This window comes from Sphingobacterium paramultivorum (genome assembly GCF_014109745.1).
GTDB classification, from domain to species: Bacteria; Bacteroidota; Bacteroidia; order Sphingobacteriales; family Sphingobacteriaceae; genus Sphingobacterium; species Sphingobacterium paramultivorum.
Map to the genome: position 1 here is coordinate 3,753,926 of NZ_CP058555.1, position 14,306 is coordinate 3,768,231.

At 40.6% G+C, this 14,306-nt stretch carries 7 protein-coding genes; 2 read left to right on the forward strand and 5 right to left on the reverse strand.

Annotated features, from left to right (window positions below):
• Positions 1-103 precede the first annotated feature (103 nt).
• A complete protein-coding gene (locus HS960_RS15815; protein WP_182330008.1) occupies positions 104-2,434 on the forward strand; it encodes a TonB-dependent receptor in 2,331 nt (776 codons plus the stop codon).
• Between the two features lies 1 nt (position 2,435).
• Positions 2,436-3,617: a PepSY-associated TM helix domain-containing protein gene (locus tag HS960_RS15820; protein WP_153847919.1), complete on the forward strand. Its 1,182-nt coding sequence runs from the start codon at positions 2,436-2,438 to the stop codon at positions 3,615-3,617.
• 341 nt (positions 3,618-3,958) lie between these two features.
• On the opposite strand, the gene HS960_RS15825 is transcribed toward HS960_RS15820, so the two are convergent.
• The 5 genes from HS960_RS15825 to HS960_RS15845 all read right to left on the reverse strand — a co-directional run bounded on the left by HS960_RS15825 (position 3,959) and on the right by HS960_RS15845 (position 14,299).
• Entirely contained in the window at positions 3,959-5,443 is a 1,485-nt protein-coding gene (locus HS960_RS15825) for a RagB/SusD family nutrient uptake outer membrane protein (protein WP_182330010.1), read from the reverse strand.
• Positions 5,444-5,479: 36 nt separating this feature from the next.
• Complete coding sequence (locus tag HS960_RS15830) at positions 5,480-8,590, reverse strand: SusC/RagA family TonB-linked outer membrane protein (RefSeq protein ID WP_202883693.1); 3,111 nt, start codon at positions 8,588-8,590, stop codon at positions 5,480-5,482.
• Positions 8,591-8,820: 230 nt separating this feature from the next.
• On the reverse strand, positions 8,821-9,546 hold the full coding sequence (locus HS960_RS15835) for a LytR/AlgR family response regulator transcription factor (protein WP_153847916.1): 726 nt from the start codon (positions 9,544-9,546) through the stop codon (positions 8,821-8,823).
• A 73-nt stretch (positions 9,547-9,619) separates the two neighbouring features.
• Complete coding sequence (locus tag HS960_RS15840) at positions 9,620-10,939, reverse strand: RagB/SusD family nutrient uptake outer membrane protein (RefSeq protein WP_182330012.1); 1,320 nt, start codon at positions 10,937-10,939, stop codon at positions 9,620-9,622.
• A gap of 21 nt (positions 10,940-10,960) precedes the next feature.
• Positions 10,961-14,299, reverse strand: a complete 3,339-nt coding sequence (locus HS960_RS15845) for a SusC/RagA family TonB-linked outer membrane protein (RefSeq protein ID WP_182330014.1) — start codon at positions 14,297-14,299, stop codon at positions 10,961-10,963.
• Positions 14,300-14,306 lie beyond the last annotated feature (7 nt).

The window sequence follows — 14,306 nt, forward strand, 5'->3', positions numbered from 1 at the left end:
TACCACCTCTAAAAATCAAAAAAAAATATAATATAGCTGTTGGCACAACTATAAAATAAACTATATTTGCGCATTAATTTATATTTGATCTAAATAAATTACCATGAAAAACAGAACACGATATATGATGTTCAGCAGTGGAATTCTTTTGCTATTAAGTGCTCAGCTACATGCACAAGAATTATCCCTTATCGTAAAAGACAGAGACAATAAACCATTAAGCCAAGCGAATATCAAAGTTGACGGAAAAAGCGTCGGCTATTCTAATCAACTTGGACAATTCATTTTTGCCAAAAGACCTTCGAATAATCCGATTCAATTGCGGGTATCATACACAGGCTTTTCAACGGTTGAAAAAATGGTCAATTTAGATACCGTTCAACGTCCATTGTCAGTTCAGCTTAATTCTACCCAAGTGTTAGATGAGATTATCGTAACAGCAGGACGTAAGCCGGAAAGCATCTCCACTGTCCCTTCTTCAGTAACGATCTTGACCACAAAAGAAATTGAGGCCCAAAGCCAAATCAGCACCAATCTTTCAACAATTTTAGGGAATACCGTTCCCGGTCTTGGAACATCGACCAATAAAGCGACAAATTCCGGACAAACACTTCGTGGGAGATCTGTGCTTGTTTTGATCGACGGTATTCCACAATCAACGCCTTTGATGAATGGACAACGCGATCTTCGGACCATTGACCCGAGTGTCATCGAACGGGTTGAGGTTATCAAAGGTGCTACATCCATCTATGGAAATGGCTCAGCCGGCGGTATTATCAACTACATTACACGCAATCCATCGAAAGACGCAGCTCCGATACAAGGGATCACAAGTGTTAGAACTACATTCAATCCAGTTCGTAGCGCCGGCACAATGGGCTATCGCATAGGACAAACCTTATACGGACAAAAAAATAAATGGAATTATACCGTCAGTGGATCCGCCGATTATGTTGGTCTGCAACGAGATGGTGACGGTATCCCCCTTGGTCAGACTGATGGTCTTTCAAACACCTATCAATATAACGCATTCCTAAAAGCTGGCTACCGTATTGATAGTAGCTCCAATATCACAGCAGTGTACAACTTCTACCGAAGTAACCAACACAATAGATACATCAGCCAAACAGGTGTATATGGTCAAACGCCAACGATAGGCGTGAAAGGCGAAGATCCAGGTAAACCTGCTGGAACTCCATATAACCACAATGCCATGTTGACCTATACTAAAAGTAATCTATTCGCGTCGACATCTTTAACTGCTTCTGCATACTACAATACATTTCGATCCATGAACCGTTATGTCGAGAAAGCTTCTGCATGGTATGGCCCGGGACAAACACAGATCAATTCGGAGAAAAAAGGCTTACGTGTTAACTTAAACACACCTTTTCAGGTATTGGGTTCAAATGCAGATATCACCTATGGTGTAGATTTACTAAATGATGTAACAGATCAAAATCTGACCGACGGCAGGGTCTATATTCCCTATATGAACATGTTAAACGTTGCTCCATACGCCCAAGTAAAAATTGATTTCCTAGAAAATTTAATCTTTAAAGGCGGTGTGCGCTATGAAAATGCAACAGTCAAAATAAAGGATTTCAATACCATTGCTACAGGCCCCAACAACGAAGGAAGTATTGCCGTAAAAGGAGGCGATATCCCCTACAAAGGAGCGACCTTCAATGCAGGTTTGCGTTACAACAAATTCGCGATCTTTAATCCCTTCGTTAGTTTCTCACAAGGTTTCGCGATCAATGAACTCGGCCGTATTGTGCGTCGGGCAACAGATAACGATCTAGATAGCCTAAAAACTGATCCTATTATCACCAATAATTACGAAATCGGATTCTCAAGCAATTACAGCATTTTCCAGCTATCAGCATCTTATTACTACAGTACTTCCAAAATGGGCGTTGAACTGGTGGACATTGGCGGTTACCTGATGCCACAACGCCTTCCAGAAGATGTGTATGGGTACGAAATTGCATTAAGCGCTAATATTTCGCCTCAATTGACCATCGGTGGAACCTATGCTTATGTGGAAGGAAAATCAAAAAAAGACGATGGATCAAAATCCTACCTCAATGGTTCACGTATCTCGCCAGACAAAGCAACGGGATACATCTACTATACTCCGATCAAACCCTTAACCTTTCAGCTTTTTTGGGTGCATACCGGATCCCGGGATCGCTTTCTTCCAAACGATAAAGGCGTATACAAAAACAGCGAAGGCCACGTTAAGACCGTTGACCTATTTAACTTAAATGGAAACTACCAAGTAAACAAACAATGGTCTATCGGCATGGGAGTAGAAAACTTATTCAATAAAAACTATTACCCTGTTGTCAGTCAATATCGTGCCTTAAATGAGGAATACGTCAAAGGACAAGGTATGCTGGCCTCTTTTAACATCAACTACAAATTCTAATATGTTTAAAACTGTCATTCTTTGGTTGCATAAATGGCTCGGAATCATCACCGGATTTGTGGTATTCATCCTAAGCCTGACAGGCAGCATATACACCTTTCAGGATGAGCTCAAGCTCTGGGCTTATCCTGAAAAATATTTTATCTCCGACACAACCAACCACTCAAAAACTCCGCTACCTTTAAGCACACTTCTTTACAGCGCACAGAAAAGCCTCAAAAAAAATCAAAAAATCACGCGGGTTGATCTCTATCCTTCGAAGAATCGTACCTGGGTATTTCGTGCCATAAAAACGGATGAAAAAGCATTTGGTCATTGGAATTATTACCGCTATTACAAACGCGTTTTCATCAATCCATATACTGGTCAAGTACAGCAAGTAGAAAATTCAAAAACAGAATTCTTTCAACTGGTGCTTCAGCTTCACCTAAACCTCCTCTTGGGCAAGCAATATGGCCATCCTATCGTCGCCTGGTCAACGGCCATTTTTGTCCTTATCTTACTTAGTGGCATTGTTCTTTGGTGGCCAAAAAAATGGAAGGGCAAGAATCTCAAGCGCAGTTTTTGGTTAGATACCAAAGTAAAATGGAAACGACTGAACCACGACCTCCACAATGTCATCGGATTTTACAGTTTATTTATCGGATTGATTTTTGCCATTACGGGACTTGCTTTTGCTTTTCCGGATTTTAAAAAGACCTATATCGCAACATTCAATTTATTGCAGTCGCCAACAGCTTCTTCCACACGCAGCTCCCCTATACCCTTGCCCGCTGTGGAAAAGAAATTTCAGGACAATGCGCTGCGGTATGCCTTGACAAATTATCCGGATGCTGAAATGATGTCGATCCGACTAAAAAAAGAAACCGAAACAGCAATGGATATACAGGTGAGACATCATGAAAAACGAAGCGGTGTATTTGATTGGCTTTATTATAATAAAGAAGACAGCAGTCTTACGGCAGTCAAATCCAGCAACGAATTGCAGTATGGGGATAAGCTCGGTGCACTTAACTATGATATTCATACCGGTGGCATCGGTGGACTCACAACAAAAATTATCGCTTGCCTAGCTAGTCTCTTTTGTGCTTCCTTGCCCATCACAGGATATATCATCTGGATGAACAAAAGCAAAAAGAAGAAAAAGAAAGGTTATCAACATAATGTTAATAAGTACTGTTAATAACTGTATTTTTCTTTTAAACAGGTTTTCAACAGCGTTATTAACATAATGTGGAAAACTAGCCTTTCCCCTATTTACCGATACCATCTCTTGTGCAATTTATACGAATGCGATACACCATCTGAAAAAAACAACATACAAGACAAAAAGACGACAATCTTTAAAACGAGAAGATCCCAACGCCAAGCAGCGCAAACAGCGCAACACTAAAAAAAGGAAGCATTCTTCAACAGAAGGAAGCAAAGCACACAGCCAAAAAAGAAAGTCGCGCAAGAAAAAAAGAAAATCCGATACACAGAAGTGCACCGGATTTCTTCAATAACAAACCAACAACTAACATACTAAAGATTCGGATTTCGCACCGTCTCTTCGTATGGTATAGCAAACAAATAATAAGAACTGTTTTCTACAAAATTAGAACCATTAGGAAATTTAATAACCCGGTGCCCTTGACTATTAACCAGCTTAGGCTTACCGTCTGCACCCACAATTTCTACTTGAATAGGTTTTCCCTCAGCATCAAGATAGGATTTACGCACAACCTTTCCCTGAGTCCGAAGAATATCCGACAAAGCAAATCCTTCACCCCAAAGTTCCTTGCGTCTTTCAATAAGAATGGAAGCAATTAATTGTCCATTATCATTTCCTGAAAACAGCTTAGCGTTTCTAGCCGTCCGTAATTTATTCAGCGCTGCTACCGCTTTATCGTTTTCACCAGCTCTTGCATAACCTTCAGCCGCTATCAAAACCATTTCAGAAGCACGCATGTATACAATATCTCCAATTAAATTGGACTTAAACTTAAACTTCTTATACCGTAGGAAACCTTCCCGACCAGGTAAATTATCCCATTCAAATAAAGCGTAACGCACATCACTGGTATCGAATAAATCTTTAAAATAAGGATCGGCCATAAAACTATAGTAATAAGATCCAGCTGACGACACATCCAAATAATGAAATGTATAACTTGCCACATTTTGCTCGTTAGTCTGCTGATGTCCCCAAATCCACTCACTATTTCCAAGATCATTAAAACCGGCCTGATAATCTGACGGAGTCATTAAATTATACTTCTGAGCTGCTTTTTCAGCATATTCCGCAGCTAGCTTCCATTCGCCTACCTGCAAATAGGTTCTCGCAAGCAGACCATACACGACATCCGCATTGATTTCGTATTTATCCGCTCTGCCAGCAGAAGCCAACAAGCTTTCACTGTCTTTGAGATCTTTCAAGATAAGTTCATACACTTCTGCCTGTGTTGACCTTGATTTTCCTTCAGTCGACAATGTACTTGGTTCGGTATAGATCGGAACAGACTTGGCATTTTTATCTTTCAGATAACTGAACTGGTAAAAAGTCGCCAGGTTTAGATAAGAAAACGCGCGCAATGCTTTCGCTCTTCCTTTCAATACATTTTTGGTTTCGACAGATCCCTCAGCTCCATCCACTTTCGCGATCACATTATTCATATTATCGATCACTTTATACAGCATTATCCAAAAAGAATTAACGCGATTAGAACGATTGTTTGTTAATTCGGTAAATGCGTATGCATCGCGATAACCGTATTTGGTCGTCACCGCAACATCACTTCCCATTGCATCACTTGTACGCATTACCGCCGTATAACCTGGATTGGCATAAGTAAAATAGGTATCATTTAAATACTTCCAGGTACCGTTGATCACCGTAGCAACATTGTCGGTATTTTTAAACACCTCACCTTCCGGCACAGAAGTGGTCGGATCCAACTCAAGCGCATCCTTACATGATGCATTCACTAGGGAGAGCGCCAATATGATATATACAATTTTTAGTTTCATGATTTTCATTTAAATTCTCAGATTAACAATAAGGCATTAAAAAACAAGCTGAATACCACCAGAGATTGTTCGCATTGCCGGATAGCGAAAATAAGTCGCTCCATTCACCGTCTGCTCTGGATCCATTCCTTGATGACCATAAAATGTCAATAGATTTTCGGCAGTTGCAAAGACACGAAGTTTTTCTACACCTATCCTCTTCAATAAATCCGACGGTAATCTATAGCCCAAACTCACATTTTTAAGGCGTGCATAAGTGCCACTGTAAAGAAAACGTGTGGACGAAGAGGTCCAATTCAAATTATCAGTTGTCAATTTAGGCACATCGGTCTGCGTATGCTCAGGCGTCCAACGCTCGAGGATCTCCTTGGACCAAGCACGTCCCGGATTATTACCGCTATGCATAAGCTGAATATAATCGTTATCTAATATCTGTCCACCCAAACTAAAACTCAACAAAGCAGACAAATCAAAATTTTTGTAAGTGAAACTGTTTTGAACCCCACCGACAAGATCTGGCAATGAAGTCCCGGCAATAAAATTACCGGCCTTACTGTATTCCGAAGTTTTTTCACCTGTTTTATTACCGTCCTTATCAGCGGTATACCATTGTGGGAGACCGTTATCTGGATTTACTCCAGCCCATTCCGGCAGATAAAAATCATAGATACTTCCGCCTACACGCAAGAGTTTATTCCCTGTAATGATCGGTTTGTTATCTTTTGGCAAAGCTGTAATCTTGTTTTTGTAATGTGAAAGATTGACGTCTAAATTCCATTTAAAATTTTCATTTCGAACCGGGACAGTACGAATATCCACGTCGACACCTGTATTTTTCAGCGCTCCAATATTTGCATCATAGCCCGTATAGCCTGTTGAATAAGCCATCGGCATGGTAAACAGCAAATCCTTACTCCGACGGTTAAAGTACTCCACACTCAATGAAACCCGGTTTTCAAATGCAGATACATCGACACCTACGTTCAAATTGAGGTTCGACTCCCATTTTAGATCTGGCGTAGCCAACCTACCGGTATACGTTCCGCCTTTACCCAAACTATTTGCAATGGTATAAAGTCCTTTATAAGCATAATAGGTACCTAAATTATCGTTTCCTTGTCCACCATAACTTGCTCTTACCGTCAGCTGATTAATTGTTGTATTATCCTTCAAAAATTCTTCCTGTTTCAGCTTCCATGATCCACCCACAGACCAGAATGTTCCCCAACGTTTTGCTGGCGAAAAGCGCGACGAACCATCGGTACGTAACGAAGTCGATAAATAATACTTGTTATCATAGTTATACTCCGCTCTTCCCAAGAAACTCAATAGCCTATACCCAGCACTTGATCCCGTGAAGTTATTGAGTTGTGATGCAGCAGCAGGTTCATCAAAGTAAGGGAGCACAAATTGCTGTCTGCTACCGTTGATATTACTACTGTTAAAATCATAGTATTCCTGGCCGGCCAATACATTGAGGTAATGTAAGCCAAACTGCTTCTCATAAGTCAATAGATTGTTCCAGGTCTGTGCTACTGTACGCACATTTGAACGATAAACATACCCGCCCGTATTCACACCGTCTCCCAGCAAAGGATTGGTATAGTCGTGTGTATTCCCGTTGATATAATCAACATTATATGTCGACTTAAATTTTAAATTTTTGGAAAACAACACTTCTAGATAAGTCCGGGCAGATAGATTTTCCCGACGGATATCATTTCTGTCCAAAGGAAGAGAAGCAGCTAGATTATTACGCGGTATTGCACCACTTGGACGATATTCTCCAAAATCGTAAATCTTATTTCCGGCTCCATCAAGCACAAATGAACCATCTGCATTGCGCTCATAGTATGGATAAAAAGATGGCACCAGCCTCGTAAAATTTATAATGTTTGCCGTATTGCTGTCCTCAGACTGCGGATATTTTTGTTGTGTACTGCTACCACCTATATTGAGACCGACATTTAACCAGGATTTCACTTTGCTGTCAAGATTTGCACGTAGGTTGTACCGTTTAAATCCAGATTCAATCGCTATCCCCTGATCGTTCAGATAACCACCCGAAATATAATAGGTGCTTTTGGCACTACCACCGCTAAACCCTAGGTCTGCTTGTGTACGCACTCCCGTACGTTGCAATACGTCGGTCCATGGATCATCCCATAGTGTCTTCGCGCCGGCAACTAACTTACCGTCTACTCCGACCGGCTGCGGGTATTGACTGCCATACGGATTGATATTTAAATCTGTCAATACGGTCTTACTTGCGTTGGACGCCGCTTGCTCTGCTGTAAGGCCATTTGACAGGTTTTTGTTTCTCAAAGCTTCCCAATAGAGCTGAAAATATTCATCGGTCGATACCTGATCATAGTCACGAACTGCACGGGTTGAATAGCCCTGTGTAAAATTGAGATTAATCTTGGTGTTGTCGGAAGACACACCGGACTTAGTTGTAATAATAATCACACCATTCGCCCCTCTGGAGCCGTAAAGTGCACTTGATGCTGCATCTTTTAAAACAGAGATAGACTGAATGTCATTCGGATTGATGGAGTTAATATCCCCTGCATAAGGACTACCATCCAACACGATGAGAGGTGAACTGGAGGCATTAATGGAGCCGATACCCCTAATACGTATGGCTGCTTCAGTACCTGGCTGTCCCGAGGACGCTACAGACTGTAAGCCCGGTACCTGTCCCTCCAGGGCCTTTGTAATATTTGATACCTGTCTATTTTCAATAGCTTTACTGCTCACCGTACTGACCGATCCCGTTATGTTTGTACGTTTGGCAGTACCGTAAGCCACGACCACCACCTCTTCCAGATCTGTACTGGAGGGTTTCAAGGACAATGTTAAGTTTGTACTTGTTGCTTTTAGCTGTTGAGATTCATAACCTACAAAGGAAAATTCCAATACAGGTAATACGTCACCTGTGACATTGATTGTAAACTCTCCTTTTGAATTCGTTAAGGTTCCTTGATTTTGCCCCGAAACGCGAACATTTACTCCAGGAAGTAGGTGACCGGTATTGGCATCAACAACTTTTCCTTGTATAGCCCGCTGCTGAGCATACAACCTGTTCATATTGACACCTGATAATGCTATCGCAGCAATAGGAAAGTATTTAAGTTTTGCGTACATCGTAAGAATGCTTTACTAAATAAGTTAAGTGTGATTAAATACAAAAAACACAGTGGCTCCTTGCATTCCAATAAAATCTACCGAATAAGTAGTTTTTATTGGAATGCAAATATATAACAAAATCTATTAATTCAATAGATTTTGTTATATAAAAACACAAAACACTATAAATGAAATATTTAAAATTAAAAAATAAGCTTTTAAAAGTTATTTAGTAAGCTAACTCACTATTATTGATCAAGCCATTTTTGAAACTTCGGAGATCGTTCCTCACTAACAATGACTACAATTCCCGCTGGAGTTGAGGGTATTAACTCTAATTTGATTCTATTTCGACTAATTTTTAACATGGATTGAATCGCATCTATTCGGACAAGAAATTTACGATTGATCTGAAAAAAAACTGTTGGATCTACCTGTGTAACGAGATGAGTGATGGTATCTTCAATAATATATGCAATTCCAGATCCTTTTTCTACAGCATACAGCTCTTTGTCTTCTGCCATAAAATAAGCAATATCAGCAATGGCCAGCGACTTTAAAAAATTACCATATTTCACTAGAAAACGCTGTTTGAGCCGAGGCTCTACTTTGGGCAGTAGCGGTTCGATACGTTTCATGACCTCAGCCAACTCGTCGCTGTCGAAAGGTTTTAACAGATAGGCATACCCCTTATTTTGGAAGGCTTCCAATGCATATTGTTCGTAAGCAGTCGTAAAAATCAGCGGCACATCGATAGATACCTGCTTAAAAATTTCAAAGCTCAGCCCATCCATCAGGTGGATATCCATAAAAATCAGATCGAATTGATTTCTATTGATCGTCATCACCGCTTCCTGAACCTCTTTTGCATTGGTAAAGATCAGTTCGCTTTCTCCGTAGAGCGCAGTCAACATCTCCTTTAAACCTACAAAAGCCCAGTCTTCGTCTTCGACAATCAGTATTTTCCATCCCATGGGTTGAATGTAATAAAAAATCCATTTCCTAAAAAGAAAATGGATTAATATATATAGGATTTAAAAAAATCAATTATTTTAACAGATCGGGATTATTATTGATTGCTTCCTGTGGATAGCGAATCACATAACGTGGATCGTTCTGCTGCAGGGTTACCGTTCTGCCGAAACTACTGTGCGTGATCGCAGGGCGTGTCGTCCGTTTTAGATCATACCAGCGTAATCCCTCTAGCGCCAGTTCACGCTTGCGCTCCAGTAAAACCGCATCCAGTAACTGTGCTGTTGACAAACCTGCGTCAGCCTTAGTTTCTTTGGCATATGCATCTGCTGTGAATCTATTTTTCTTTAAAGCAGACAGATATTTTAATGCCTCTGCAGTATTTCCCAGACGAACATAACATTCGGCCAACGTCAAATAAAGATCAGCATTTCTAAAACTCACATTAAAACGGTTGTCCCCACCTTTGAGGGATACATAATTGCCTCCACTTTTTTGGAAGTAACGACCTTTTCTCAAATCGCCTGTTAAATAACTGTCTAACAAGGCCGGTGAAATAAAGGAACTTGTACGTACTCCAGGAACAGATACTTTTTCCAAAGCCATAATCATCTCTGCGGATTCAAAATCATTCGGAAGTAGGCTTCCAGCAGCATTGAGATCAACCAATTTGTCATTTATAACCAAAGCTTTTTTAGCGGCATCAATTGCTTCTTGCCACTCACCACCGTATAGGTGAACGCGTGAGGCCATTGCAAAAGCAGCGCGTTTGCTAAAGCGGTAATTAACACCTTTTGTCTGATCATCCACAGTCAGTAACGCTGTCCCTTTTTCCATATCAGCCAGGATCTGCACATAAGACTCTCCAATGGTCGCAGGTACAAAACGTTGTTCCAGGTCAATCTTTGTCGATAAAGGAACGCCCCGAAGCCCTGCATTACTCGCCGAATAGACCTCGCTGTAGAGATTTAATAACTCAAAATGAGCATAAGCACGCATTAGGTAAGCTTCTCCTTTGATTTGGTCCACTGCTGCATTGCTAGCCAACTTTTCATCGATTGTACTAATGACCTGATTGGTATAAAAAATACTACTATAAAATGTCAGATAGGGATAAGCAATTGTTGTCGGATCAGGATTTTGATCGTTCCAAAGATAAATATCTTTGGTTCTAGCGGCATCAGTCGAACTTTCATCCAACAATAGCTCATCTGTACGCAAGGACAAATAGGACTTATGTGCAGGAAAGTTTGCATAACTACTTGTCATTAAACCTCTAAAATCACTTTCCGAAGTAGGAATAACCGTCCCTACCGGTTTTATATCTAAATATTTATCGCAGGAAGTCAATGCACTTGCTGCCATGATCATTCCAAAATAAACTATCTTTTTCATGTTATAAATCAATTAAAAGAATTAAAAACTCGCTGACAGACCGAAGGCAAAAGACTTGCTGATCGGTTGTGCATAATAATTACCATAAGTTTCAGGATCAAAATATCCGTCATAATTTGCTCCAAAGACAAATAGGTTACGTCCTTCTACATTCACGCGTAAATTGCTTGTACCAATTTTTTTACTTAGTGCAGCAGGGAGTGTATAACCTAAACGAATGCTATTGATGCGGACATAGCTCATTTTCTTTGCCCAGATATCATAGAGATTGAATGATTTAATTGGATCATTGCTTTCCAACCAAGCATAGGCCATCCAGCGATCATTGAATTCAGAACTTATGCTTCCCAAAGCAGGCATATTACCACCCTCTTGCAGTGCCTTCAAAAGATCTGTTGTATAATTCTGACCACGGTCTACCAGAGCCGGATTATAAGTCGGTGTACGACTTACCCAACGCTCCAAATTAAACACAGCAGAAATCGCGAGATCAAAGTTAGCATAACGGAAACGGTTGGTCATTCCGCCGATAAACTTCGGATCTTTACTACCCTTGTATTTAAATTTAGAACGGTATTCTGCAGCGGTCATATCGGTTTGTGAAATATAACCTGGCAAAAACTCCGCCCATGGATCATATAATCCAAAAAACTGCTCAAAGCTCGAAACGGATCCATCCTGATTTCTGAACTGCATCACCCCATCTTTATCCAAACCAGCCGTTTCCAATACGTATAGGCCATTAATTGGACGCCCTTCCTGTGTTTCAAGCGCATAAGCTTTTGGATCAGCGAGTACTTTTAATAATTTATTACTATTGTGTGCAATATTAAAGTCCGTTGACCAGGAGAATTTATCCGTTTGGATCTGACGGCTTGATATCGTCAATTCCACGCCTTGGTTTCTTGCTGAGGCCCAATTAACTTTTACGTTTTGGAAACCGTTTTCCAAAGGTATTGAGCTATAATCGATTAAGTCGGTACTCTTTCTGTTATAATAATCAACCGTAATATTTAATCTGTTTTTCCATAGGCCTAAATCAATCCCAGCATTATAAGATTGGGTCTTTTCCCAACGAAGTTTATCATTAGCAGGCATATCAACAAATACAGTTCCTTCATTATTACCTGGCAACATTGTAATGTTATTATAAGAACCAACAATAAAAGGATAAGTATTGCGATCAATATTTCCTTGCGTACCGTAAGACGCGCGCACTCGGAGATCAGACAAAGCAGTTTTCCCTTTAATAAACTCTTCCTCTAGCACATTCCACGATCCCGAAACAGACCAAATCGGTAGAAAACGATATTTGGGATCAACACCAAACATATTAGAACCATCTTGTCGAATACTTGCATATACATTGTATTTCCGATCAAATGTATAGGTCGCATTCCCATAGAATGAGGCATATGAGCTTTCTACAAATCCTTTTTTATACTGTACAAACCTTGAATCATTTTGGTAGGTACTATTTGGAAAAACAATACTTTGCGTCGTCAATGTTGCCGGATTGTACCCGAAACCCTTCGTTGTTACGATTTCACTCTTGCTCCGTCTCAGTTCTGTTCCTCCCATCAATTCCAGCTCATGACGATCGTTCCAGGTTTTGTTGTACTTTAAATAAGTTTTCCAATTGTATTGGAAAACGCTATTATTGGAATTTTCTATTGTCCCACCAGTAGGCAAAAAATACTTATTTGTCTTGCTGGCGGCATCGTAGTAGCGGGTCGCAGCACGCAATTTTCGGGTGTTATAACTTTCCTGATCTGCAAATTTTTCAGTTTTATTTTCATCAAATTGCAAACCAAGCTCTGTTCTCAAGGATAACTGTGGTAAAATAGCGTATTCCAAATAACTGATTGCTTTCAGTGCTTTATTTGTTAACGTGTATTTGGTATTATCACGCTCTTCAATTGCGTTAAATGGGATATAAGTATCTCTTTCAAAGCCCTCGATATCTGGATCATAGTTAAATTTCCCAGATTGATCATAAACTGAAAGATATGGATTAACCGAACGCACATAATAACTTGGGTTCGTGAAAGCATCCCGATCCTGAATCGGATTTTGTCTATTCGAAACTGATCCTAATACATTAATACCAGCTTTAAACCGATCGTTGATTGTAAAATCGTTATTTAATGTCAATGAATAACGACGAAGATCTACCGCTTTTGTAGCACCTTTTTCATCGTACAAACCTGTTGACAAATAATAGCGATGCCCATCATTACCGCCTGAAATAGATGCGGAATACTGTTGATTGACCGCCTGACGGTATAATTCATTCCCCCAATTCGTTTGTTGCGTGCGCAATTGACTGATCGACTGCTGCACTTCTGGTGACAAAGCTGCTAAACCACCGGTGCGATAAGCATCCAATGCATTTGCTTTATTTAGGATCCGCATAACAGCGCCCTTATCCGTACGATAATTGAGATCCGTACGATTGGCCATCAATAACTCAAAATCCACTTTTTCATTGGCATCCATCAGATTGAGTTTACCGAAATCCGGACGTTGCGTCACAAAGGTATTTGCTGACACCTGCAATTTTGCGGGACCAGATTTACCTCTTTTTGTGGTAATCACAATGACCCCATTTGCGGCCCGGGCACCATAAATTGAAGTCGCCGCAGCATCTTTTAAAACGGTAATATCGGCGATATCATCGGGATTAATGCCTGCAATAGGAAGATTTGTCAAGCTATTAAGATCATCTTTCTCTATTCGGTTTGGCATTGCCGTACCTTCAATCGGCAGTCCGTCAATCACCCATAAGGGGTCTTGTGTGCCATTGAGTGATACAGTACCACGAATACGGATCTGTGGTGCACTGTTAGGTCCACCATTAAAATTACTCAGCTGCAAACCTGCTACCTGACCAGCAAGCATTTCATCGATCGATGCAACCCCCGTCTGTTTGATGTCTGCTACATTGATTTTATTGTAAGCCGTCGTATTCTTACGCTTTTTGATATCCGTATAACCTGTTACGATCACCTCATCCAAGGATTCACCACTTGGTTGCAGCAGGATTGTTTTATGATCCTGGAATACCGGCACCTGAATACGCTGGTACCCGACATAGCTAATCGTTACATATTTTAAATTACTAGGCACTTTTAAGCGAAATTCACCAGCCGCATCGGTCAATGAACCCAATGCCGACTGCTGCACCTGATTAGGTACACCGATATCTTCTGCTACTGCCGAACTTTCAACGACAACCGTCGCCCCCACGACCGGTTTTAACGTGACCGCATCCAAAACCTTTCCTTTCAGTTCCCTGGATTCCTGCGCATGCGCAACGTGCACACACATGAAGGTCAACGGTATTAAAAACTTATTCATTTTGGTA

What these genes read in the sequence shown, in the direction of transcription:
- HS960_RS15815 (WP_182330008.1), top strand. Translation starts at nt 104, where the DNA reads ATGAAAAACAGAACACGATATATGATGTTCAGCAGTGGAATTCTTTTG.
- HS960_RS15820 (WP_153847919.1), top strand. Translation starts at nt 2,436, where the DNA reads ATGTTTAAAACTGTCATTCTTTGGTTGCATAAATGGCTCGGAATCATC.
- HS960_RS15825 (WP_182330010.1), bottom strand. Translation starts at nt 5,443, where the DNA reads ATGAAACTAAAAATTGTATATATCATATTGGCGCTCTCCCTAGTGAAT.
- HS960_RS15830 (WP_202883693.1), bottom strand. Translation starts at nt 8,590, where the DNA reads ATGTACGCAAAACTTAAATACTTTCCTATTGCTGCGATAGCATTATCA.
- HS960_RS15835 (WP_153847916.1), bottom strand. Translation starts at nt 9,546, where the DNA reads ATGGGATGGAAAATACTGATTGTCGAAGACGAAGACTGGGCTTTTGTA.
- HS960_RS15840 (WP_182330012.1), bottom strand. Translation starts at nt 10,939, where the DNA reads ATGAAAAAGATAGTTTATTTTGGAATGATCATGGCAGCAAGTGCATTG.
- HS960_RS15845 (WP_182330014.1), bottom strand. Translation starts at nt 14,299, where the DNA reads ATGAATAAGTTTTTAATACCGTTGACCTTCATGTGTGTGCACGTTGCG.